Source organism: uncultured Croceicoccus sp., from assembly GCF_947496385.1.
Classification (GTDB): Bacteria; Pseudomonadota; Alphaproteobacteria; order Sphingomonadales; family Sphingomonadaceae; genus Croceicoccus.
The window spans coordinates 254,659-277,560 of the sequence record NZ_CANMCP010000003.1; the positions used below are offsets into that span (position 1 = coordinate 254,659).

General features: G+C 66.5%; 20 protein-coding genes and 2 tRNA genes. 16 read left to right on the forward strand and 6 right to left on the reverse strand.

Annotated elements, in window-relative coordinates; translation table 11 throughout:
• The first annotated feature begins 28 nt into the window (after window positions 1-28).
• Complete coding sequence (locus Q0897_RS07030; RefSeq protein WP_299308503.1) at window positions 29-454, forward strand: hypothetical protein; 426 nt, start codon at window positions 29-31, stop codon at window positions 452-454.
• Here the strand turns inward: Q0897_RS07030 and Q0897_RS07035 are convergent.
• Together Q0897_RS07035 and Q0897_RS07040 are read right to left on the reverse strand one after the other, a co-directional pair.
• Window positions 427-1,368, reverse strand: coding sequence for a hypothetical protein (locus tag Q0897_RS07035; protein ID WP_299308505.1), 942 nt, complete (start codon window positions 1,366-1,368; stop codon window positions 427-429). The two genes, Q0897_RS07030 and Q0897_RS07035, sit on opposite strands and share 28 nt — an antisense overlap.
• Entirely contained in the window at window positions 1,365-2,360 is a 996-nt protein-coding gene (locus Q0897_RS07040) for a diacylglycerol kinase family protein (protein ID WP_299308506.1), read from the reverse strand. Before Q0897_RS07040 ends, Q0897_RS07035 begins: the two co-directional genes overlap by 4 nt.
• Window positions 2,361-2,509: 149 nt before the next feature.
• On the opposite strand from Q0897_RS07040, the gene Q0897_RS07045 reads away from it, so the two are divergent.
• From Q0897_RS07045 to Q0897_RS07105, 13 genes are all read left to right on the forward strand, one after another.
• Entirely contained in the window at window positions 2,510-3,883 is a 1,374-nt protein-coding gene (locus tag Q0897_RS07045) for a lipopolysaccharide biosynthesis protein (protein ID WP_299308507.1), read from the forward strand.
• A gap of 103 nt (window positions 3,884-3,986) precedes the next feature.
• A complete protein-coding gene (locus Q0897_RS07050) occupies window positions 3,987-4,787 on the forward strand; it encodes a transglutaminase family protein (protein ID WP_299308508.1) in 801 nt (266 codons plus the stop codon).
• A 105-nt stretch (window positions 4,788-4,892) separates the two neighbouring features.
• A complete protein-coding gene (gene zwf / locus Q0897_RS07055) occupies window positions 4,893-6,365 on the forward strand; it encodes a glucose-6-phosphate dehydrogenase (RefSeq protein WP_299308509.1) in 1,473 nt (490 codons plus the stop codon).
• Between the two features lie 125 nt (window positions 6,366-6,490).
• Window positions 6,491-8,320: a phosphogluconate dehydratase gene (gene edd / locus Q0897_RS07060; RefSeq protein WP_299308510.1), complete on the forward strand. Its 1,830-nt coding sequence runs from the start codon at window positions 6,491-6,493 to the stop codon at window positions 8,318-8,320.
• A 66-nt stretch (window positions 8,321-8,386) separates the two neighbouring features.
• On the forward strand, window positions 8,387-9,001 hold the full coding sequence (locus tag Q0897_RS07065; protein WP_299308511.1) for a bifunctional 4-hydroxy-2-oxoglutarate aldolase/2-dehydro-3-deoxy-phosphogluconate aldolase: 615 nt from the start codon (window positions 8,387-8,389) through the stop codon (window positions 8,999-9,001).
• Window positions 8,998-11,784 (forward strand): phosphoenolpyruvate carboxylase, encoded by a 2,787-nt coding sequence (locus tag Q0897_RS07070; protein ID WP_299308513.1) that lies wholly within the window; start codon window positions 8,998-9,000, stop codon window positions 11,782-11,784. The genes Q0897_RS07065 and Q0897_RS07070 overlap by 4 nt, the downstream gene beginning before the upstream one ends.
• A gap of 30 nt (window positions 11,785-11,814) precedes the next feature.
• Window positions 11,815-12,795: a bile acid:sodium symporter family protein gene (locus Q0897_RS07075; protein ID WP_299308514.1), complete on the forward strand. Its 981-nt coding sequence runs from the start codon at window positions 11,815-11,817 to the stop codon at window positions 12,793-12,795.
• Between the two features lie 36 nt (window positions 12,796-12,831).
• Complete coding sequence (argB, locus tag Q0897_RS07080; RefSeq protein ID WP_299308515.1) at window positions 12,832-13,746, forward strand: acetylglutamate kinase; 915 nt, start codon at window positions 12,832-12,834, stop codon at window positions 13,744-13,746.
• Window positions 13,743-14,261, forward strand: coding sequence for a hypothetical protein (locus Q0897_RS07085; protein ID WP_299308516.1), 519 nt, complete (start codon window positions 13,743-13,745; stop codon window positions 14,259-14,261). Before argB ends, Q0897_RS07085 begins: the two co-directional genes overlap by 4 nt.
• Window positions 14,262-14,370: 109 nt before the next feature.
• A complete protein-coding gene (locus Q0897_RS07090) occupies window positions 14,371-14,664 on the forward strand; it encodes a YggT family protein (protein WP_239804998.1) in 294 nt (97 codons plus the stop codon).
• A 4-nt stretch (window positions 14,665-14,668) separates the two neighbouring features.
• Window positions 14,669-15,553 carry a bifunctional methylenetetrahydrofolate dehydrogenase/methenyltetrahydrofolate cyclohydrolase FolD gene (gene folD, locus Q0897_RS07095; RefSeq protein ID WP_299308517.1) on the forward strand — a complete coding sequence of 295 codons (885 nt, stop codon included), beginning with the start codon at window positions 14,669-14,671 and terminating at the stop codon, window positions 15,551-15,553.
• Window positions 15,553-16,284, forward strand: a complete 732-nt coding sequence (locus Q0897_RS07100) for a hypothetical protein (protein ID WP_299308518.1) — start codon at window positions 15,553-15,555, stop codon at window positions 16,282-16,284. Before folD ends, Q0897_RS07100 begins: the two co-directional genes overlap by 1 nt.
• A 7-nt stretch (window positions 16,285-16,291) precedes the next feature.
• Window positions 16,292-16,912 (forward strand): MarC family protein, encoded by a 621-nt coding sequence (locus tag Q0897_RS07105; RefSeq protein ID WP_202082848.1) that lies wholly within the window; start codon window positions 16,292-16,294, stop codon window positions 16,910-16,912.
• A gap of 28 nt (window positions 16,913-16,940) precedes the next feature.
• Here the strand turns inward: Q0897_RS07105 and Q0897_RS07110 are convergent, their stop codons facing one another.
• Window positions 16,941-17,552: an LON peptidase substrate-binding domain-containing protein gene (locus Q0897_RS07110; RefSeq protein ID WP_299308519.1), complete on the reverse strand. Its 612-nt coding sequence runs from the start codon at window positions 17,550-17,552 to the stop codon at window positions 16,941-16,943.
• 16 nt (window positions 17,553-17,568) lie between these two features.
• Window positions 17,569-18,489: a tetratricopeptide repeat protein gene (locus Q0897_RS07115; protein WP_299308521.1), complete on the reverse strand. Its 921-nt coding sequence runs from the start codon at window positions 18,487-18,489 to the stop codon at window positions 17,569-17,571.
• 180 nt (window positions 18,490-18,669) lie between these two features.
• Between Q0897_RS07115 and Q0897_RS07120 the strand changes: the two genes are divergently transcribed.
• Together Q0897_RS07120 and acs are read left to right on the forward strand one after the other, a co-directional pair.
• Window positions 18,670-18,744 (forward strand) — tRNA-Gly (locus Q0897_RS07120).
• A gap of 112 nt (window positions 18,745-18,856) precedes the next feature.
• Window positions 18,857-20,821 (forward strand): acetate--CoA ligase, encoded by a 1,965-nt coding sequence (gene acs, locus Q0897_RS07125; RefSeq protein ID WP_299308522.1) that lies wholly within the window; start codon window positions 18,857-18,859, stop codon window positions 20,819-20,821.
• A gap of 8 nt (window positions 20,822-20,829) precedes the next feature.
• Here acs and Q0897_RS07130 read toward each other — a convergent pair whose 3' ends face one another.
• Window positions 20,830-21,996 carry a nucleotide sugar dehydrogenase gene (locus Q0897_RS07130; protein ID WP_299308523.1) on the reverse strand — a complete coding sequence of 389 codons (1,167 nt, stop codon included), beginning with the start codon at window positions 21,994-21,996 and terminating at the stop codon, window positions 20,830-20,832.
• 791 nt (window positions 21,997-22,787) lie between these two features.
• A tRNA-Gly gene (locus Q0897_RS07135) sits at window positions 22,788-22,861 on the reverse strand.
• Between the last annotated feature and the right edge of the window lie 41 nt (window positions 22,862-22,902).

Consider the following 22,902-nt stretch of genomic DNA (forward strand, 5'->3'; position numbering starts at 1 on the left):
TAAGGGTTGCGAAACGAAGGAGCGAGATATGTTCAAGAAGACACTGACCGTCGCCATGGCCGCGGGCGCTCTGCTTTCTGCGCCAGCCATGGCCGACACCGACGAAACCCGGCAGGACCGCGTCAACGCGAAAGCCGAGGCCAAGCTTGCCGAAAAGCTGGAAGGGCGCGTCGCGGGCGAACCCGTCCGTTGCATTCCCAATTACCGCAATCAGCGCACGACGATCTACGACGAAACCGCGATCGTGTGGGAGGTCGGCAGCAGGCTTTACGTCAACCGCCCGGAAAGCGGGCTGGAGGCGCTCGACGACAATGACATCATGGTCACCGATACGGTGCTGAACCAGCTGTGCAGCGTCGATACCATCCGCATGGTCGATCAGACCGGCTTCATGCGCGGCGTCGTGTTCCTCGGCGAATTCGTCCCTTATGAACGGGTCGAGGACGAAGGCTGATCCGCGGCGCGGCGCATCCGGCGCCGCTCGCGCCAATATCCCGCGACGAGCACCGGCGCACATAGCAGCGGGTGCCGTTCGCGAAAGGGAGTGAGCGGCACGGTGATCCCGCTGTGCCGGTGCACTTTCCATGCAAGATAGCGTGCGCCCCCATCGAAGGTGGTGGCCGCGCGCAGAAGCCGCACGATATTGAGCGGCTTGCCCATCCGCCGCCGCCGGTGCCAGCGGGCGCGCGTTTCATCGCCCATCGCCTCCGGCATATGCGGATGCAGGATGGCGCCGCGCCGGTCATGGGCGATCCCCGCCGCCGTCCACCCGGCAATCATCAGCCCGTCGAAATGATCCGCACCGAAATCGAGGATCTGCTGCTCGCGTCCGGGCTTTTCCACCCGCAATTCGGCGCGGTAGGTCGCGGCGAACAACGCCTGCCAGTACTCGCGTTCCGTCCCTTCGTCGGGGCCGAGCGCGGCGGCGACCGTCGCGGCGGTGATCACCGCATCGCCGATCGCCCGGCGCACCGCATCGCGGGCATCCTCCCCATCTGTCCAGGCAAGCGCGACCGGCTGCACGAAGCGCGCCCAGATCGTCGTATCGACATGGCGCCCGGTGGCCGCGTGGGCAAAGGTGGCGAGCGTCATCACCGCGACCTTGGCGCGCATCTCCTGCCCCGCATGGGCATATTCGTGATAGGCGACGCGCGGCCACAACCCGCGTTCACGCCTCCCGGCGGTCAGCACGTAGAAATCGAGCACCCCGTCGAGCGACCCGCTCCGCAAATTCGACCCGTAGAACAGCACCGCGCGCGCATCGTAACGCCGGGCCAGACATGCGGCGAACGCCCGGATTTCATCGCGCACCGGCGCACGCAGCCCCGCCGCAACCCGCGCGGCGAGATCGGCGCGGTCCGCACTCACGGCGTGACGAACCGGATCGGCGCACCTTCGCGCAAGGTATATCGCCCCGGATCGAAACGCTCCCCATCGAGAATGAACCCCCCGTCGAGATCGATTTCCATGCTCCTGGCATCGACCCGGTGCATGCCATCGCGTTCCAGCCGCTCCGCCGTGCTGCCGCGCACGATGGCGGCGAAATTCCGCATGAAACGGCGCGGCGGCGCATCCACGACAAGCGTTTTCAAGCCGCCGCGCGGATCGCCGAACGGGCGCACGCCCATCGGCATGCGGTGCATCGTCGTCGCCAGCATGATGAAGCGCATCGCATCGCTGCGGAGGGCAGCACCGTGCATGGGTTCCGCATCCTCGCCATAGTGGATTCGCATCCGCTTGCCCGCACGCGAAGGGGAATTGTCGCCCCCGAACGCCACGCGCGCGACCGTGCCCGCCGTCGACAGCGCCACGGCGAGGTTGTTGAACGCGCCCAGGCGATGCGTCGTCTGCGCCATGTCGGTCGCATCGACGAAAGCCCCTGCGCCAAACAGGAACCCGCGAACCGGCTCGCGTCCAGGCGATGCGTCGTCGCGGACCACCTCGATCGGGGTGCGAATGGCGCCGCGCCCGTCATGCCAGGCGCGGATCGCATCGGCCGTTTCCCAGTCGCGCGGGATACCAAGATCCATGGCGAGCGCATTGGTCTTGCCCTTGGGCAGGATGGCGACCGCCGGCCCGCCCCCCGATGCCCACAGCGATCCGCCGCAGGACAACACGTCGCGGATGGTTCCGTCCCCGCCCGCGATGACCACAAGCGACACGTCGCTGCGCACGAGTTCAGCGAGGATCGCATGCAGGTCGCCGCGCGTGCGCGGGTCGACGACGCGCACCCCGTCGGGCACGGCCAGCCCGCGCGCGCGGATGCGGTGGCTGCGCGGATTGCACACGACGACGATCCGGCCCTTGCGCGGATCGGCGGCGGGTTCGATGGGATGGCGGGCGTTCACCCTGCGCGCCATAGCGGCAAGCGATGCGCAAATCACCCCTGCAAACGCATTGCGCGCGCGGGCGGAAAAAGTCGGGTGCGTGCGCGGGCGAAAAAAGGCTGGGCATTTTCCGCCCCGCCGGGATAGGGGCGCGCATGGCATTCGCAATGCTCCGCAGATTGATGGCATCCGGGTCCGGTACGTCCCCGCTCCTGCGCGTGGCGAAGAATTCCGGCTGGCTGTTGTCGGGCAAGGGCGTGGGCGCGGTGCTCTCGCTGTTCTACCTCGCCATCGTGACGCGCACGCTCGGCCCGTCGGGCTTCGGCGTGTTCGCACTCGTGCTCACCATCGCGCAGTTCATCAAGCGGTTCATCACCTTCGACAGCTGGCAGGGCGTGGTCAAGTTCGGGCACGAATATGGCGATGCGCACGAAGATGGCCGGCTCGGCCGGCTGCTGGGTGCGACGCTGACGGTGGATCTGGTGACCTCGGCCATCGGGCTGGTCGCAGGGCCGATTATTTGTTTCGGGCTCGGCGATCTCCTCGGCTGGGAACCTGTGGTGCAGCTTTGGGGCGCGATCTATACCGCGGTGCTCCTGCTGGGGCTGTATTCGACGCCGACGGGGCTGCTGCGCATGCTCGACCGGTTCGGGGCGGGCGCGGCGGCGGAAACGGCGATGCCGGTGGTGCGCATGATCGGCGCGCTCGTGGCGCTCGCCTTCGCGCCGAGCATCGACGGCTTCATCCTCGCATGGATGGCATCGGAGCTGGCCACGTCGGTCGCCTACTGGGCGCTGGCCTATCGCCATGCGCCGGGCATCGTGCGGCGGATACGGTTGACCAACCCGTTTCGCATCCATCGCAATTTCCCCGGATTGTGGCGGTTCCTGTTCGCCTCGAACATCAACCTCACCGTGACGACGCTGATCTCGCAGGCGCCGATCCTGCTCTTGGGCAGTTTCGGGGCGGCGGCGGCGGCGGGCTATTACCGGCTCGCGGCGCAGCTTTCCAATTCCATGACCAAGGTCAGCCAGATGCTGAGCCGCGCGATCTTCACCGAAATGGCGCGCAGCCACGCCTATGCCGACCGCGATCTTTCGCGGCGCGAAATCGCCCACGTGCTGAAACGGACGAGCGCGGCGGCGGGGCTGGCCGCGGCGGTGATCGCGGTGGCGCTCGTGTTCCTGGGCAAGCCGCTCATCCTGTTGATGAGCGGGGCGGAGTACCTGCCGGCGTATCCCTTGCTGCTGCTGCTCGGCATTTCCGCGGCGCTGGAGGTGGGCAGCGTGTCGATCGACCCGCTGCTCCTCGCGACGGACCGCACGCGGCAGCTGGTCGTGATCCGGCTGGCGACGCTCGCGATCATGCTCGTCGGGATTGCGGTGTCGCTGGAACGCCATGGCCCGCTCGGCATTGCGTGGTCGGTGCTTGTCTCGACGGTGGCGGCGCTCGTCCTGCGCGTGATCGCGGTCTGGCGCGGGCCGGGCCGGGATGCGGGGCCTGCACCGGCGCACGCGGGCAGCGATCTGCCGCCCGATCCCGACGCGCACGAATGACCCGCCCGGACATTTTGCCCGGATAGTTTGCCCCCGCCCCGCGTTAACCCCATAGCGTGCCCCTGGCGCGCGTCCCCCTTTTCGAAGAGAGCCCGAGCCCCCGATGATCATCCATGTCGACGCGCATATCGCCTATCGTTTCGAGGAACCGACCGATTTCCTGTTGCAGATGGAGGCCGCCGCCATTCCCGAGCAGGCCCTGTCCGGCCCCGGTCTCACCACCAGCGCGAGCGAGCACGAGGCGCATATTTCGGGCGAGGATGCCATCGGCACGCGCGCCTGGCTGCGCTGCGAAGGGGACTTTACCGCCGATTACCGGATCACGGCCGACATCGACCGGCACCTGGTGGATCTGGACGCGCTGAACCAGCTTCCCCCGCATCAGCTGCCGGGCGCGACGGTGCCCTATCTGTTCGATTCGCGCTATTGCCCGGCCGACCGGTTCCAGTCCTTTGTCGAGGCGGAGTTCGGCGAATTGTCCGGCGGCGCGCGGATCAATGCGATGGTGCAGTGGGTCGCCGACAATTTCAGCTACGTCCCCGGCAGCAGCAACGCGACCACGACCGCGCTCGACAGCTTTGTCGAGCGGCAGGGGATCTGCCGCGATTATGCGCATGTCGTGTGCACCATGGCGCGCGCGTCCGCGATCCCGGCCCGCTTCGTCAGCTGCTATGCCCCCGATGTCACGCCGCAGGATTTCCACGCCGTCGCCGAGGTGTTCCTGGCCGATAAAACGGGGGAGCCGGGGTCGGGTGCCTGGCATCTCGTCGATGCGACGCGCATGGCGACCGCGGGCGAGATCGTGAAGATCGGCGTCGGGCGCGATGCCGCCGACGTCAGCTTCCTCACCAGCTATGGCATCGCGCAAATGCAGGACAAGCGCATTTCGGTTACGCGGGGATAAGCCGGGACAGATCGGCGCGGGCGGCGCTTGCACCGCGCGCCGCACCTGCTAACAACCGCGGGGGAGGCCGCAACGGCCCGCGACACAAGGGGGTATCTCGCTTTTATGACCGCAACGGCAGCCGCACCGCATTTCACGGCCAACAAGCTGCTCCTGTTCGGCGCGACGGGCGACCTGGCGCAACGCATGCTGCTGCCCTCGCTCTGTGCGCTCGATTCCGATGGGCTGCTGCCCGACGATATTCGCATCATCTGCACCGCGCGCTCCGAATATGACGACGACGGTTTCCGCGAATTCGCGCGCGATGCGCTGACCCGGTTCCTGCCCGCCGGGCGCGCCGTGAAGATCGAGCCGTTCCTTGAAAAGCTGAGTTACCAGGCGCTCGACGCCTCGACGCCCGAAGGGTTCGACGTGCTGGCAAAGAAGGTCGGCGGCGTCGACACCGGCGACAATCGCGGGCTTTCCATCTTCCTGTCGACCGCGCCTTTCCTGTTCGAACCGACGATCGCGGGGCTGCAGGCCAATGGCCTTGCGTCGGGCAATGTGCGCATCGGCCTCGAAAAACCGCTCGGCACCGATCTTGCCACCTCGTGTCAGATCAACGACGCGGTCGCCGCGGCCTTTCCCGAACACCGCATTTTCCGCATCGACCATTATCTCGGCAAGGAAACGGTGCAGAACCTGCTCGCGCTGCGCTTTGCCAATATCCTGTTCGAACCGCTCTGGAATGCGGCGCATATCGACCATGTGCAGATTACCGTCGCCGAAACGGTGGGCCTCGAAGGGCGGGTCGGGTTCTACGACGGGGCGGGCGCGCTGCGCGACATGGTGCAGAACCACATGCTGCAATTGCTCGCGCTCGTGGCGATGGAACCGCCGACGAGTTTCGATGCGACCCCGATCCGCGATGAAAAGGTGAAGGTGCTGCGTTCGCTGCGCCGGGTCGCGCGCGATGAGACCGTGCGCGGGCAATATCGCGCCGGCGCCATCGCGGGCAAGGCGGTCCCCGGCTATGACGAGGAGCTGGGCAAGGATTCCGATACGGAGACCTTCGTCGCGATCAAGGCGCATGTGGACAACTGGCGCTGGAAGGGGGTGCCCTTCTACCTGCGCACGGGCAAGCGCATGCCCGAACGCACGACCGAGATCATCGTGAAATTCCGCGACGTGCCGTTTTCCATCTTCGCCGATCGCGGCGCGCGGACGCAGCCGAACACGCTCGTCATCGGGATCCAGCCGAAGGAAAACATCCGCCTCTCGCTCATGGCGAAGGTGCCGGGCCTCGACCGCGAAGGCTTGCGCCTGCGTTCGGTCCCGCTCGACATCACCATGCCCGATGCGTTCGCCGGGCCGGAACGGCGCATCGCATATGAACGGCTGCTGCTCGATCTCGTCGAGGGGGATCAGACCCTGTTCGTGCGCCGCGACGAGGTGGAGGCGCAGTGGGACTGGATCGACGCGATTCGCGCCACCTGGGACGAACACGATATTTCGCCCAAGACCTATACCGCGGGAAGCTATGGCCCGTCCGCCGCGATCGCGCTGGCCGAACGGGACGGCGTGACGTGGCATGAATGACGCGCACGCATACGAATAAAGCGCGGGATGCCGGCGCCTTTCGGGGCACCGATCCGCGCGTGTTGCATTAAAAGCGAAGGCGCCGGCGATGAAGGCCTGCGCCCCCTGATTGAAGAAAGAGGCCCATGGCAGATCTGAACCCCGCCGTCGCCCGCGTGACCGACCGGATCATCGCCAACAGCAGGGAGAGCCGGCAACGCTATCTCGACCTGATGCGCCGCGAGGGCGACCGCACCCCCGACCGCAGCCAGGTCGCCTGCTCCAATCTCGCCCACGCGATGGCCGGCATGGGCAATGACAAGGGCGGCGTCGCCGATGCGGCCCGGCCCAATCTCGCCATCGTGACCGCGTATAACGACATGCTGTCCGCGCATCAGCCCTATGGCCGGTACCCGGAACAGATGAAGCTCTTCGCACGCGAAGTCGGCGCCACGGCGCAGGTCGCGGGCGGCACCCCGGCCATGTGCGACGGCGTGACGCAGGGGCAGGACGGCATGGAGCTCTCGCTGTTCTCGCGCGACACCATCGCCTTGTCGACCGCCGTCGCGTTGAGCCATGAAATGTACGACGGCATGGCGCTTCTCGGCATTTGCGACAAGATCGTGCCGGGCCTGCTCATCGGCGCGCTGCGGTTCGGGCATCTTGCCTGCATCCTCGTCCCCTCCGGCCCGATGCCGAGCGGGATCACCAACAGCCAGAAGCAGAAGACGCGCCAGCTTTATGCAGAGGGCAAGGTCGGGCGCGACGAATTGCTGGCGTCCGAAAACGCGTCCTACCATTCGCCGGGCACCTGCACGTTTTACGGCACCGCCAATTCGAACCAGATGATGATGGAGATGATGGGCCTGCACATGCCGGCGGCCGCCTTCGTCACGCCCGGTACGCAACTGCGCACGCAGCTTACCCGTGCGGCGGTGCACCGGCTCGCGAAAATCTCGACCAAGGGCGAGGATCCCCGCCCGCTCGCCGAATGCGTCGATGAAAAGGCGATCGTCAACGCGGTTGCCGGCCTGCTGGCGACCGGCGGGTCGACCAATCACGTGCTGCACATCCCCGCCTTTGCCCGCGCCGCCGGGGTCATCATCGACTGGCAGGACATCGACGAATTGTCGAAGGCGGTCCCGCTCATCGCGCGCGTCTACCCGAACGGTCAGGGCGACGTGAACCATTTCCACGCGGCGGGCGGCATGGGCTATGTCATTCGCGAACTGCTCGACAACGGGCTCGCGCATGAGGACATCCGCACCGTGGGCGGCGACAGCCTGCGCGATTATGCGAGCGAACCGTCGATGGAGGGCGACGCGCTGGTCTGGCACCCCGCACCCGCGCAATCGGGCGATGACGAAATGCTCAAACCCGCGACCGACCCGTTTCAGCCCGATGGCGGCATGCGCCTGCTCACCGGTAATCTGGGCCGTGCGACGATCAAGACCAGCGCGGTGAAGCGCGAACGTTGGACGGTGGAGGCACCCTGCCGCGTCTTCCACACGCAGGAAGCCGTCACCAAGGCGTTCAAGGATGGCGAGCTGGAACGCGATGTCGTCGTCGTCGTCCGGTTCCAGGGGCCGCGCGCCAATGGCATGCCCGAATTGCACAAGCTGACCCCGGCGCTAGGCGTGTTGCAGGATCGCGGCTTCAACGTGGCGCTCGTCACCGACGGGCGCATGTCCGGCGCATCGGGCAAGGTGCCCGCCGCCATCCACTGCACGCCCGAGGCGCTGCCCGATGCCGCGGGCAATGCCGGGCCGCTCTCGCTGTTGCAGGATGGCGATATCGTGCGCGTCGATGCGGCATCGGGCACCTTGTCCACCAGTGCCGACCTGTCCGCGCGCACCCCTGCCCCCGCCCCCGAGCCGGCGATGGGCGTGGGCCGCGAATTGTTCGCCATGATGCGCGCCGGTGCCGATGGCGCGGAAAAGGGCGCCTCCGCCATCCTCGCCCACGCCGGGCTCTGACGCCTCACCTTGCCGCCGGGCGATGACGCCGGGCCTATATGATTGCCCTACACAGGAGCCACGACCTTGACCCAGATCCGCGACATCATGACAAAGGCGCCGGTGATCCCCGTGCTGGTCGTCGAGCATATCGACCATGCCATCCCGCTGGCCGAAGCGCTGGTCGAAGGGGGGCTTCCGTGCCTTGAGGTGACATTGCGCACCGATTGCGCCCTCGATGCGATTCGCGCGATGAAGAGCGTCGACGGCGCCATCGTGGGTGCGGGCACCGTGCTCAACGAGCGCGACCTTGCGGCGGTGGAAAAGGCGGGCGCCGAATTCGTGGTCTCGCCCGGCCTGACCCAGCCGCTGGGCAAGGCCGCGATCGCGAGCGGCATTCCCTTCCTCCCCGGCACGGCCAACGCCTCCGACATCATGCGCGGCATGGACATGGGCCTCACCCATTTCAAATTCTTCCCGGCCGAAGCGAATGGCGGCCTGCCTGCGTTGAAGGCGATCGCCGGGCCGTTCGGAAACGTGTTCTTCTGCCCGACCGGCGGGATTTCGGCCGAAACCGCGCCCGAATGGCTCGCCCATCCGCAAATCCTATGCGTCGGCGGCAGCTGGGTCGCGCCCAAGGGTGCGCCGGACAAGGGCAAGATCGTGGCGCTCGCCCAGAAGGCCGCGGAGCTCGGCGCATGAGCCCGAAGATCGAGAAACTGCACGAACGGCTGCGCGAACTGCATCAGCGCACGCGCGAAACGCCGATGTTCAACCCGGTGTTTCAGCTGGGCCTCGAATTCAGCCGCGACCTCGAGTCGGGCGAAACCGATCTTCGCGCGCTGGACGGGCTGGTCTCCGCGCTTGAGTGCGAGGGGATGCAGGCGCGCGCGCACAAGCTGCACCGCATGCTCGAACCCATCGCGACCGACGCCAATCTCGCCAGCTTCGACCCGCGCGAGGGTGAGACATTCGCCGATTACGCGGCGCGGTTCGGCACCCCGCTCATGCATGTGGTGTTCACCGCGCACCCGACCTTCCTGCTCACCCCGGCGCAGGCGAATGCCGTGACCGAGGCGGCGAGCAAGGGCGACGTCGACGGCGACCAGGTGTGTACCGCCCCGCACGAACGGGTGCAGATCACGCTGGATTCCGAACACGATGCCGCCATGCGCGCCATCGAACGCGCGCAGGGCGCCCGCGACCGCGTCGTGCGCCATATGTTCGAAACCGCGCGCGATCGCTGGCCCGAGGATTGGCGCACGCTCAAGCCCGTGCCGCTGCGGCTGGCGACATGGGTCGGCTACGACATGGACGGGCGCACCGATATCGGGTGGAACACCTCGATCCGCTACCGGCTTCAGGAAAAGGCGGAGCGGCTCGCGGGCTATGCCGGGATGCTGTCCGCCGCCGCGCCCGACATTGCGGGCAAGCTTGCCGCCGCGGCCGACCATACCTCGCGCATGGCGGTCTTGTTCGGGAAGGACATGTCCGACCCCGCCGCGCTGTCGCACGCGGCCAATTCGCTGACCGCGGATGATGATGCGAAGATCACCACGCTGGAACCGATCATCGCCGGGCTCGAAGGGCGTGCGCAGGATGCCGATGACGACACGGCGACCACGCTGTTGACGACCGTGGCGGCGATGCGGGCCGACGGGCTCGGCATGGGGCACATCCATTTCCGGGTGAACGCCTCGCAGCTGAAGAACGCGATCCGCCGCCGCGTCGATCCGCAAAACCGCCTCGACCTGTCGAGCCAGGCGGCGCTCAGCGCGATCCGCACCGCGATCGAGGAGCTGACCCCGCTCCAGAGCAATTTCGCCGCGCTGGGGATCGAGGCCTCGACGGCCATCCGCCAGTTCCTCGCCATGCAGCAGATCCTCACGCATATCGACGCCGATGCGCCGATCCGCATGTTGATCGCGGAATGCGAACAGCCGCAGACCGTGCTTGCCGCGCTCTATTTCGCGCGATTGTTCGGGGTCGAGGACAAGGTCGATGTGTCGCCTTTGTTCGAGACGGAGGCCGCGCTCGAACATGGGGGGCGCTTCCTCGATGCGCTCCTCGCCGAGGAGGTGTTTCAGAAATATGCCCGCCGCCGGGGCCGCATCGCGATCCAGACCGGGTTTTCCGACGCCGGGCGTTTCGTGGGGCAGATCCCGGCAAGCCTCGCCATCGAACGGCTGCAGGGGCGGCTGGCCGAGGCGATGGACGCCAACGGCCTGAACGAGGTCGCGGCGCTGATCTTCAACACCCATGGCGAGGGGATGGGCCGCGGCGCGCATCCCGCCTCGATGAAGGACAGGCTGGAATGGCCGTTGTCGCCATGGGCGCGGCGGCGGTTCGTGCGGCGCGCGATCCGGCTGGAGCCGGAAGTGAGTTTCCAGGGGGGCGATGGCTACATGTGGTTCGGAACGCCCGAACTCGCGCTCGCCACGCTGGCGCGCATGGCGGACAATCCGCCCAATACCGCCGACCCCGACGTGCCGACCGACATGTTCTACAGGCGGACGGACCTCAGCCTCGATTTCTACCGCGCGATCCGGCGGGTGCAGCACAACCATCTGATCAGCCGGACCTATTCGCGCGCGATCACGGCCTTTGGCCTCGGCCTGCTCAACGATACGGGCTCGCGCCGGTCGCGGCGGCAGTCCGACCTGTCCGCGGACCGTGAGATGAGCCTGCGCCAGATTCGCGCGATTCCGCACAATGCGATTCTGCAGCAACTGGGCTATCCGGTGAACATCATTGCCGGTTTCGGCACCGCCGCCGACGCCAATCGCGAGGAAATCGCCAACCTCTTGAGCGAAAGCGAGCGCGGGCAGCAATTGCTCCGCCTCGTGCGCAGTTCGGATGCGCTCGCCAGCATCAAGACCGTCGCGGCCTTCGGCGAATTGTTCAATTCCGCCTACTGGGCCAGCCGCCCCTATCGCGGCACGGAAGCGCATCTGACCGATGCGTGTCTCGACCTTGCCGAAATGCTGACCAAGGATGACCGCACGGGCGTGTTCCGGCGGCTAGCCTCGCGTCTGCGCGTTGATGCGCTGCATTTCCACCGGCTGCTGGAGGCGATGCCCGGCGCAAAGGAGGAGTGGGGCATGCCGCTCTCCGACCGGGAGCACAAGCGCCGCACCATCGGCGTCCTGCAGGCGATCCGGCTGGCCTTGTTGCAGCACATGTTCCTGCGCGCGGTGCAGATGCCGGCCTTCAGCCGGTCGAACGACATCAGCCGCGAGGACGTGCTCGAAATGGTGTTCACGCTCCGGATCGAGGATGCGCTGGCGCAGATGCGGCGCGCCTTTCCCGTCACCTTCCCGTCCATCGACGATTTCGACGTCGACGCGCCGAGCGAATATCCCGACGGCGGCGACGGCGGCTACCGCGCGATCCACCGCGACTATATCGAACCGATCGAGCAGGCCTACGCGCTCGTCCTGCGCATCGGGACGGCGATCGCCAACGAATTCGGCGCGCACGGGTAGGGATCGGCAAAGGGGGCGGAGGCACAGGGCATGTGGGCGCGTTTCCGCCCCGATCCCTTCGTGGTCGGGCTGCTGCTGACCGTGGGGATCGCATCGGTCCTGCCCGCGCGCGGTTGGGCGGCGCCCGTCGTGGCGTTCGTTGCCGATGCGGCCATCGTATTCCTGTTCTTCCTCCACGGCGCGAAACTGTCGCGCGCGGCGATCGTGCGGGGCGTCACGCATTGGCGGCTGCATCTCACCGTGCTGGCCATGACATTCGCGGTGTTTCCGCTGCTGGGTCTTGCACTGGCCGCGCTGCCCGCGATCGACCCTGATCTTGCGACAGGCGTGCTGTTCCTGTCCGCCGCGCCGTCCACGGTGCAGAGCAGCGTTGCCTTTACCGCGATCGCCGGCGGCAACGTCGCGGGCGCGGTATGCGCGGCGGCGCTGTCGAACCTGCTCGGCGTGGTGGTGACGCCATTGCTGGTGACCGCGCTGATCGGGGGGGACGGCGGGGCGCATGTGTCGGGCGCGGCGGCGGTGACCATCGCCTTGCAACTCGTCGCGCCCTTTGCCATCGGCCATGCGATGCGGCCGTGGATCGGCGCCTGGATCGAGGGGCGCAAGCGGCTCGTTTCCTATGCGGACCGGGGCGCGATCCTGATGGTGGTCTATGCCGCGTTCGGCGCCGCGGTGGTGGAGGGGTTGTGGCAACGCACAGGGCCGGGCGAGATTGCGCTGATCCTTGGGCTGTCGGTCGTGCTGCTGCTGGTCGTGCTCGTCATGTCGTGGGTCGGATCGGGCTGGCTCGGTTTCGCGCGGGAGGATCGCATCGTCGTGCAATTCTGCGGGTCGAAGAAAAGCCTGGCCGCCGGCGTGCCCATTGCCGGCGTGCTGTTTCCCGCGGCCACGGTCGGTTTCATCATCCTCCCGCTCATGGTGTTTCACCAGGTGCAATTGATCGCCTGCGCCTGGCTCGCCCGCCGTTACGCATCGCGCATGGGACCGCCGCCCGCGCAAAAGGCCGATTGATTCGCCGCATCCGGTGGTGCAAAGCCGATCCCCGACATGACCGAACCCGCAAACAGCCCTTTCGACACGAACACCATGCTCGCCAAGGCGGAAATCCTTGTCGAGGCGCTTCCCTATATGAAGCGATATGCCGGGCGCACTTTCGTCATCAAATATGGCGGCCATGCGATGGGCGATCCGGAGGCGGCCCGCGATTTTGCCGAGGATGTCGTATTGCTGGGCGCGGTGGGCATCAATGTCGTGGTGGTCCACGGCGGGGGTCCGCAGATTGGCGCCATGCTCAAAAAGTTGGGCGTGGAATCGAGCTTCGTCGACGGTCTGCGCGTGACGGACAAGGAAACCGCGCAGGTCGCCGAGATGGTTTTGTCCGGCGCGATCAACAAGGAGCTGGTCGGCTGGATCCATGGCGCGGGGGGCCGCGCGCTCGGCATTTCGGGCAAGGATGGCGGCATGGTCACCGCGCGCAAGGTGACCCGCACGCGCAAGCGTCCCGACAGCAATATCGAGCAGGCCGTGGACCTCGGCTTCGTGGGCGAGCCCGAACATCTCGACACGCGGATCATCGAGACGGCGGTGTCGTCGGGGCTGATCCCGGTGATCGCACCCATTGGGGCGGATCGCGAGGGCCATACCTACAACATCAATGCCGATACGATGGCGGGCGCGGTCGCGGCGGCGATGGGCGCGGCGCGTCTGTTCCTGCTGACCGATGTGGCCGGCGTGATGGACAAGGACGGCGCCCTGCTCACCGATCTCACGCCGCAGGACATCGACCGGCTCGAGGATGACGGTACGATTTCAGGCGGCATGATCCCCAAGCTCCAGACCTGCGTACAGGCGGTCGAGGCCGGGTGCGAGGCGGCCGTCGTGCTCGACGGGCGGGTGCCGCATGGCATGTTGCTCGAAATTTTTACCGAAAAAGGCGCGGGCACGCTTATAAGAGCGCAATGATGGTGAAAAACGCTACTTTCCTCGCGCTTTGTGCGCTCGCCCTGTCGGCCTGCGACGGGGGAACGGACCCGTCGCCGGTGCAGGAAAGCGCCGCCCCCGCACCGACGCCGACGCCGACCCCCACGCCGACCCCGACACCCACGGCATTCAACGCCGATCTGCCCGGCCCGGACGAAACCGATCCGCAGGCGCTGCTCGATTACTGGCAACAGGCGGTCGAAGCGAACGAGCGCGAGGCCGCCCGGCGCGCCTGGCGCAGCGACGTGCGCGGCGGCGGCACCGCGCCGCGCTGGTCCAATCTGAGCGATATTACCGTGACCTTCGGCGAAGGCCGGGCCGAGGGTGCGGCGGGCTCGTCCTATTACCAGGTCCCGGTAAAAATCGCGGGCCGCGGCGTCGATCAGACGGATCAGACGCTCGCGGGCACGATGACCCTGCGCCGGGTTAATGACGTGCCGGGCGCCGATTCCGGACAGCTGAGCTGGCGGATCGAGAGCATCAAGTTCGACAACTAAGGCCCCGCCCCGCACGACGCAGGGGTATTGCGGAGTTGATGCGACGCCGTCTTCTCGGCTAGACGAGGCCCGTTCCCCGACCGCCATCGAGCCCAAGGATATTGCCGCCGTGCTGCTGCTGACCCTCATACAGATCGTCGACCTGCTGGTTTCGGTCATCGTGTTTCTCGTGATTGCGCAATTCGTGCTGTCGCTGCTGATCTCGTTCAACGTGGTCAACACCTCGAACCAGTTCGTCGCCGCGATCTACAGCGCGGTGACGGCCTTGCTCGATCCGATCCTGCGCCCGATCCGGCGGATCATGCCCAGCACCGGGGCCATCGATTTCAGCCCGCTGGTCCTGCTCATCGGGTTGCAGATCCTGCAGATCGTGCTCAACAATCTCGCCGCGTCGGGGTATTGACCCGATGGCCACGCTGATCGACGGAAAGGCATTCGCCGCCTCGCTGCGCGAGCGGATCGCGGGCGAAACCGCCGGATTTACCGCGAAGACGGGCCGCAAACCCGGCCTTGCCGTCGTTCTCGTCGGCGAGGATGCGGCGAGCCAGGTCTATGTCCGGTCGAAGCACAAGGCGTGCATCGCCGCGGGCATGGAAAGCTTCGAACATCGCCTTCCCGCCGATACGGCCGAGGCCGACCTCCTCAGCCTCGTCGCGCAATTGAACGGCGATGCCCGCGTGGACGGTATCCTGGTGCAATTGCCGCTCCCCGAAGGCATGGACGAGAACGCGGTCATCCAGGCGATCGACCCGGACAAGGACGTCGACGGTTTCACCACGGCGAGCGCGGGACGGCTGCTGACCGGACTGCCCGGGTTCGTCGCGTGCACGCCGCTCGGCTGCCTGATGCTGCTCAAGGATGCGCTCGGCGATCTTTCGGGCAAATCCGCCGTGGTGATCGGACGCTCCAACATCGTGGGCAAGCCGATGGCACAATTGCTGCTGCGCGAAAGCTGCACCGTGACCATCGCGCACAGCCGCACGCGCGACCTTCCCGAAACGGTGCGCGGCGCCGATATCGTGGTGGCCGCCGTGGGCCGCCCCGAAATGGTGAAGGGCGACTGGCTGAAGCCCGGCGCGACCGTCATCGACGTCGGCATCAATCGCGTGCCGGGCGAAGAAGAGGGCAAGACCCGACTCGTCGGTGATGTCGATTTCGCCTCCGCCAAGGATGTCGCGGGCGCCATCACCCCGGTTCCGGGCGGGGTCGGCCCGATGACGATCGCGTGCCTGCTGCACAATACGCTCGACGCCGCATGCCGGCGCGAGGGCGTGGACCGCACGGCGCTGTGATGCGGGGCGTCGGCCTCGCCATGCTCGCCGCAGCGGCGCTGTCTGCCTGCGCGGGTCCGGGCGGCGGGGCCGCATCCACCCGCGCCGACGATGCGGCGTTCATGGCGCTGCCCCCCATTGCGGAACCGGGCGCCGTCGCCGCGACCGAGATCGCCTTTGCCCGCGCCGCCCGCGAACAGGGGCAGTGGACGGCGTTTCGCGACTATGCCGCCGATGATGCGATCCTGTTCGTGCCGGGCCGGGTGGGCGCGCGCGAATGGCTTCGCGACCGCCCCAACCCGCCCCGCGCCGCCGATTGGCGCCCGCGCGAATTGTGGACCAGCTGCGACGGCTCCATCGCCGTGACCGAAGGGGGCTGGCAACGCTGGGACGGGACGCAGGGATGGTTCACCACCGTGTGGAAGCGTCAGCGCGACGGCTCCTATCGCTATGTCATGAACCATGGCGACACCACGAGGGGGCGCGTCCGCACCGGGGAGGCGCTCGACGCGCATGTCGCGCAATGCCCGGATCGCGACTGGTTGCCGCCCATCGCGCTGAATACCGTCGCCCCGGTGGAGGGCGACTGGTTCGGCGGCGCGTCGGATGATGGCACGTTGCGCTGGGGCGGGCGGGTCGATCCGTGGGGCGGCCGTATCGTGACGGTCGATGTGTTCGACGGGGAAGAATTCGTCCGCGTCCTGCATCAGACGGTGGCCCCGCCGGGCGCCGGCATCGCAAGAGAGCAGTGAGCCAGACGTGACAGAATTGTTCGTATCCGCCTTCGTCACCCTGTTCGTGGTGATCGACCCGCCCGGCTGCGCGCCGATCTATGCCGGGCTCGTCGCGAAGGCCACGCCGGAGGCTGTTCGCTCCATGGCGATCCGCGCCTGCGCCATCGCGCTCGCGATCCTGCTCGTCTTCGCGCTGTTCGGGGAGGCTTTGCTCGGCGCGCTGCATATCGAGCTTGATTCGTTCCGGATCGCCGGCGGGCTGATGCTGTTCCTGATCGCTCTCGACATGGTGTTCGAAAAGCGGACCGAACGGCGGGAGGAGCGCGCCGAAAAGGTCATCGCCGATCCCGCGCACGAGGATGTCTCGGTCTTTCCGATGGCGATGCCGATGCTTGCCGGGCCGGGCGCGATCGCATCGGTCATGCTGTTGATGGCGCGGTCCGAAGGGATCGAGCAGACGATTGCCGTGCTCGGCGCGCTGGTCGCGGTCATGGGGCTGAGCCTGGCCGCATTGCTGGCGGCGCGGCCCATCATGCGGGTGCTGGGCACGCGGATCGAGGCGATCATCACGCGCCTGCTCGGCGTGTTGCTTGCCGCGCTGGCGGCGCAATTCGTGATCAACGGCCTGCGCGGAAGCTTCTTCTAGGCCGGGCGGCGGCCCTTGTTGCCGCCCGTCACTGCATCGTGGCGCTGTCCTCGTCGCCGCGAAACGCGTAGAACTGCATGAGCTGTATCAACAGGTCGCAACGTTCGCGAATGCCGTCGGCCTCCAGCAGGGCCTGCTTCGCCGCGCCGTCGAAAGGCGCCACCTGCGCCACCCCGTTGATCAGCGTTTCATCGTCGAGGCGGGAAACCTCGTCCCACTCCACGGCATAGCCCTGCATCTCGGCAAAGGCCTGCGCCTCGCTTTCGAAAGCGGCGCGTTCGGCCGGCATCAGCGAATCGGATGCACCATTGTCGAGCAGGCGGGCCTCCACCTGGCGGAACTCCGTCTGCACGGACAATTCGCGCATGATGCGAAAGCGCGACACGCCCTCCAGCACGATGTTAAAGCGCCCGTCGTCGAGCGCCTCCACCTCGCCGATCCGGCCAAGACAGCCGATCTCGAACAGCGGCGCGCCCTCGCCCGGGCCCTGCGGCTGCACCATCCCGATCAGCCGGTCCCGCGCCAGCGCATCGGTGACGAGCGCGCGATAGCGTTTCTCGAAAATATGCAGCGGCAGTTGCAGACCCGGAAACAGGATCCCGCCCGCGAGCGGAAAGATCGAGATGCGCGCCGTTTCCATGTCGGACCGCATCCGCTTATCCGAACAGCAGGGTGGAAAGCCGCCGCCGCGTGGCCGCAACCCACGGGTCTTCCAGCCCGACTGCCTCGAAAATCTGCAACAGCTTCGTGCGCGCGGCGCCCTCGTTCCATTCGCGGTCGCTCTCGATCATGCGCAGCAGCGTGTCCGCCGCCTCGTCGCGCTCGCCTGCGGCAAAGGCGGCATTGGCAAAGGCGAATTGCGCATCCATGTCGGCGGGCCGTTCGGCCGCAGCCTTGCGGAAATTGTCGAGCTCCGCCGTATCGGGCGCGTCCTTGGCCAGTTGCAGCGCGGATTGCGCGCGTTCGATCGCCGGGTCCTTCGCCGTCTCCTCGTCGATCTGCGCGAGTGCGGCCTCGGCCTCGTTGATATGGCCGGCCTCGATCATCGCGCGGATGAGCCCGGCCTGCGCGCTCGCATTGTCGGGCTTCATCTCCACGATCTGCGCGAAAATGCCCATCGCGCGTTCGGCATCGCCGCCGTTGAGCGCGTTTTCACCCATCGCGATGAGCGGGCCGAGATCCTGCTCCGGCTGCTCTGCCGGCGCGCCGCCGGGCTGCACCGGCAATTGCTGCAAGATCTGGTCGAGCATCTGCTTCAGCTGCGATTCGGTGCGCGCGCTGGTGAGATCGGCGACCGGCTGCCCTTGAAACATGGCATAGACGGTGGGGATCGACCGCACCTGGAATTGCGAGGCGATGAACTGTTCCTCGTCGACGTTGAGCTTGGCCAGCACCACGCCCTTGTCCGCATATTCGGCGGCGACCTTTTCGAGCATCGGGGCCAGCGCCTTGCACGGCCCGCACCATTCGGCCCAGAAATCCAAGATGACGAGGCTGTGCATCGAGGGTTCGACGACATTGGTGCGGAACCGGTCCACCGCTTTTTGCTCTTCGATATTCAGGCCGGGGGTCGCCAAGGTGCATTCTCCTGTCGCGTGTTCGTTGTGCCATAATGTGGGATGACGTGGCGCTCTTTTAAAGCCTGAGCATTAATTGCGCGGCGATGTCATTTTCCGGTTGCAGGGGTATCGAACCGATGCTAACTGCGCGCCTCACCCCGGTCGGAAGGGCATCGACTTTCCGGCGCAGGCGTTCGAGCGGGCGTAGCTCAGGGGTAGAGCACAACCTTGCCAAGGTTGGGGTCGAGGGTTCGAATCCCTTCGCCCGCTCCATTTCTCATGCTTCCTTCGTCATGTTGCGCGTATTCCACGCGCCGCCTCTTTACGCGGCTGCGCGGCGGCGTCATGTATCGCTGCCACGATACACACCAGGAGGATGCCCGCCATGACCGATGCCCCCCAAGCCGACGCGGACGATGCGATCGTTCCGGTTCCATCGGCTGCGCGCCAGGGCACGGCCTGCGACGCGGCGGCCTATGCCGAGATGCATGCGCGGTCGCTGTCCGATCCCGATGGGTTCTGGCTGGAGCAGGCGGCGCGGATCGACTGGATCGACACGCCGGCCAAGGGTTGCGGCGCCAGCTTCGACCCGGTCGATATTCGCTGGTTCGAGGATGGCCGGCTCAATATCTGCTACAATGCGGTGGACCGCCATGTCGAGGCCGGGCGCGGCGACGATGTCGCGCTGATCTTCGAGCCGGATGCGATTGACGGGGCGGTGCGCCGCCTGACCTACGCCGAATTGCAGGGCGAGATCGTCCTGTTCGCCAACACGCTCCTCAAAATGGGCGTGAGCAAGGGCGACCGGGTCACGATCTACATGCCGATGATCGTCGAGGGCGCGGTCGCGATGCTGGCCTGCGCGCGGATCGGGGCAGTGCATTCGGTGGTGTTCGGCGGCTTTTCGCCCGATGCCATCGCCGGCCGAATCGAGGATTGCGAAAGCGAGTGGGTCATCACCGCGGACGAAGGGCTCCGCGGGGGCAAGACGATCCCGCTGAAGGCCAATGTCGACGCGGCGCTCGAAAAGGTTTCGGTGCGCGGCGTGCTCGTCATCCGGCACACCGGCGGCGATGTCGCGATGCGCGACGGGCGCGATCACTGGTACCACGATTATTCCGCCGGGCTGGACGATGAATGCCCGTGCGAACCGATGGCGGCGGAAGACCCGCTGTTCATCCTCTACACCTCCGGCTCGACCGGAAAGCCCAAGGGCGTCGTCCACACCACCGGCGGCTATGCCGTGTGGACCGAGACCACGTTCCGCTACGTCTTCGATTACCGGCCGGGCGAGGTGTACTGGTGCACCGCCGACATCGGCTGGGTCACGGGGCACAGCTATATCGTCTATGGCCCGCTGCTCAACGGGGCGACGGCGCTGATGTTCGAAGGGGTGCCGAACCATCCCGATCACGACCGGTTCTGGCAAATCGTGGACAAGCACGGCGTGAACATCTTCTACACCGCGCCGACGGCAATCCGCGCGTTGATGCGCGAAGGGGCCGGATATGTGGAGAAGCACGACCTCACCTCGCTCCGCCTGCTCGGCAGCGTGGGCGAGCCGATCAATCCCGAAGCATGGCGGTGGTATCACGACCATGTCGGCCATGGCGAGGCGCCCATCGTCGACACCTGGTGGCAGACGGAGACGGGCGGCATCATGATCACCACCCTGCCCGGCGCCCACGCGATGAAGCCGGGCAGCGCGGGCAAGCCGTTCTTTGGCGTGGCCCCGCAGCTGGTCGATAACGAGGGCGCGGTCCTCGACGGCGCGACCGAAGGCAATCTGTGCATCACGCAGAGCTGGCCCGGACAGGCGCGCACCGTTTACGGCGACCACGACCGTTTCATCCAGACTTATTTCAGCACCTATCGCGGCAAATATTTCACCGGCGACGGGTGCCGCCGGGACGCGGACGATTATTACTGGATCACCGGGCGCGTCGATGACGTCATCAACGTATCGGGCCACCGCATGGGCACGGCCGAGGTGGAAAGCGCGTTGGTTCTGCACGATACGGTCGCGGAGGCCGCGGTCGTCGGATACCCGCACGACATCAAGGGACAGGGCATCTATTGCTATGTCACCACCAATGCGGGCGTGACGGAGGACGATGCCCTCGTCGCCGAATTGCGCGCCCATGTCCGCCGCGAGATCGGGCCGATCGCGACACCCGACCATATTCAGTTCGCCCCCGCCCTGCCCAAGACCCGCAGCGGGAAGATCATGCGCCGCATCCTGCGCAAGATCGCGGAGAACGATTTCGGCGCGCTCGGCGATACGTCGACGCTCGCCGATCCGTCGCTGGTCGACGATCTGATTGCGGGGCGCGGCAACCGGGAAGGCTGAACCCGCGCTCAGTCCGATCCGAACAGGTCGCGGGTAAAGACCTTGCCCGCGACATCGGACAATTCCGCCGATTGCCGGTTCGCGACGATGACGTCGCATTGCGCCTTGAACGCGGAAAGGTCGGTCATCACGCGCGCGCCGAAGAATTCGGTGCCTTCGAAGGCGGGTTCGTAGATCACGACCTCGATGCCCTTCGCCTTGATCCGCTTCATGATTCCCTGGATCGAGGAATGGCGGAAATTGTCCGACCCCGCCTTCATGATGAGGCGGAAGATGCCCACCCGTTCCGGTTCGCGCGCGAGGATCTGTTCGGCGAGGAAATCCTTGCGCGTGCGATTGGCCTCGACAATGGCGCGGATGAGGTTTTGCGGAACGTCGGTATAGTTGGCCAGCAATTGCTTCGTATCCTTGGGCAGGCAATAGCCGCCGTAGCCGAAGCTGGGATTGTTGTAATGGTCGCCGATCCGGGGGGCGAGCCCAACCCCGGCGATGATCTGCCGCGAATCCATCCCGCCCGCCAGCGCATAGCTGTCCAGCTCGTTGAAGAACGCCACCCGCATGGCGAGATAGGTGTTGGCGAACAATTTGATCGCCTCCGCCTCGCGCGCATCGGTGAACAGGACGGGGATGTCGGTCTTTTCCGCGCCCTGGACGAGCAGGTCGGCAAAAACGCGCGCCCGTTCCGACCGTTCGCCGACGATGATGCGCGACGGGTTGAGATTGTCGTGGAGCGCGCTGCCTTCGCGCAGAAATTCCGGGCTAAAGATCACCTGCGGCGCGAGCAGCCGGTCGCGCACGTCATCGACGAAGCCGACGGGGATCGTCGATTTGATGACGATGGTCGCATCGGGATTGGTGCGGGTCGCCTGCGCGATAACCTGCTCGACGGACGAGGTATCGAACTTCCCCGTTTCGGGATCGTAATTGGTGGGCGTGGCGATCACCACGAAATCCGCGCCGCGCAAGGCTTCCTTCGCGTCGCATGTCGCGGTGAGGTCGAGCGCACGGCGCGCCAGAAATTCCTCGATCCGCGGGTCTACGATCGGCGAGCGCCGCGCATTCAGCATCTCGACGCGCTCTGCCGAAATATCGGTGGCGACCACCGCATTGTGCTGCGCCAGCAGGATCGCATTGGACAGGCCGACATAGCCGAGGCCAAAAACCGCAATCTTCATCAATCATCCTCAACCCTGATGCGCGCCGCGTGATCGAACCGCCCGGATCTGTCCGCATTGCCGCCGCCCGCCCCAATCCGGTAACAGGCCGCGCGCGTCAAGGCCATCGCGGCAGCAGCAGAACGCACGCCGGGTGCGTCGATGCGAAGGGCCGCCGGCGCGCGGCGGTCCGTGCGGAAACCTGGCACGGGGCAGGATGCTTCCGTTGTGCAGCACGTACCAGGCCATCATGACCCGGTCGCCAGCATCCGTCTTTGCTGTACCGCTTTCATGACGAATCTGCCGCGCCCCGGTACGCGCCGATACGACCTGCGCGAGGCTGGCCCCATGAGGATGACGGCGGCTAATTTCCCCCAGCTCCCGCGTGCGGGGAGAGCGCGGGCACGGATTGCTTCCGGCCGTTACGAAAGCGCCACGATCCCGTCGTGTCGATCTCCGAACCGTAAGGCCCCTTGCCGCATAGCCAGCCCTTCCATTCTCCCCCTGGAAAGCCACCACCCCCACCATCCGCTCAGCAGCGGTTGCCCCAAGCACCGGTCTTCCCGATACCGATCCCGACGGTGGTTTGACCAACGGCGTAGAGACTCCGCCGATGCCGTGATGATCGGGCACTGCGCGCGGCTCGACGAAGCCTTTGTTGCCACGCGCCTCGGGCCGGTCACGACGATGCCGCGGACCGCCTGCATCAACGGCTCGTAACGCGATCGGCCTTGGTCCGGGGGCTCGCTCCACGGCCCCGTGATACACACGGATGCATCCGGAACGTGGCGAGTTCTGCGAATATGAAATGGTGGAGCGGGTAGCGGGAATCGAACCCGCATAACCAGCTTGGAAGGCTGGGGCTTTACCACTAAGCTATACCCGCCCGCTCGATGCGGAGGCTTGCCACCGTTTGGCAGGCTTCGT

Coding starts and splice junctions, on each gene's coding strand:
- Q0897_RS07030 (WP_299308503.1), top strand. CDS start 29: ATGTTCAAGAAGACACTGACCGTCGCCATGGCCGCGGGCGCTCTGCTT.
- Q0897_RS07040 (WP_299308506.1), bottom strand. CDS start 2,360: ATGGCGCGCAGGGTGAACGCCCGCCATCCCATCGAACCCGCCGCCGAT.
- Q0897_RS07045 (WP_299308507.1), top strand. CDS start 2,510: ATGGCATCCGGGTCCGGTACGTCCCCGCTCCTGCGCGTGGCGAAGAAT.
- Q0897_RS07050 (WP_299308508.1), top strand. CDS start 3,987: ATGATCATCCATGTCGACGCGCATATCGCCTATCGTTTCGAGGAACCG.
- zwf (WP_299308509.1), top strand. CDS start 4,893: ATGACCGCAACGGCAGCCGCACCGCATTTCACGGCCAACAAGCTGCTC.
- edd (WP_299308510.1), top strand. CDS start 6,491: ATGGCAGATCTGAACCCCGCCGTCGCCCGCGTGACCGACCGGATCATC.
- Q0897_RS07070 (WP_299308513.1), top strand. CDS start 8,998: ATGAGCCCGAAGATCGAGAAACTGCACGAACGGCTGCGCGAACTGCAT.
- Q0897_RS07075 (WP_299308514.1), top strand. CDS start 11,815: ATGTGGGCGCGTTTCCGCCCCGATCCCTTCGTGGTCGGGCTGCTGCTG.
- argB (WP_299308515.1), top strand. CDS start 12,832: ATGACCGAACCCGCAAACAGCCCTTTCGACACGAACACCATGCTCGCC.
- Q0897_RS07085 (WP_299308516.1), top strand. CDS start 13,743: ATGATGGTGAAAAACGCTACTTTCCTCGCGCTTTGTGCGCTCGCCCTG.
- folD (WP_299308517.1), top strand. CDS start 14,669: ATGGCCACGCTGATCGACGGAAAGGCATTCGCCGCCTCGCTGCGCGAG.
- Q0897_RS07100 (WP_299308518.1), top strand. CDS start 15,553: ATGCGGGGCGTCGGCCTCGCCATGCTCGCCGCAGCGGCGCTGTCTGCC.
- Q0897_RS07110 (WP_299308519.1), bottom strand. CDS start 17,552: ATGGAAACGGCGCGCATCTCGATCTTTCCGCTCGCGGGCGGGATCCTG.
- acs (WP_299308522.1), top strand. CDS start 18,857: ATGACCGATGCCCCCCAAGCCGACGCGGACGATGCGATCGTTCCGGTT.
- Q0897_RS07130 (WP_299308523.1), bottom strand. CDS start 21,996: ATGAAGATTGCGGTTTTTGGCCTCGGCTATGTCGGCCTGTCCAATGCG.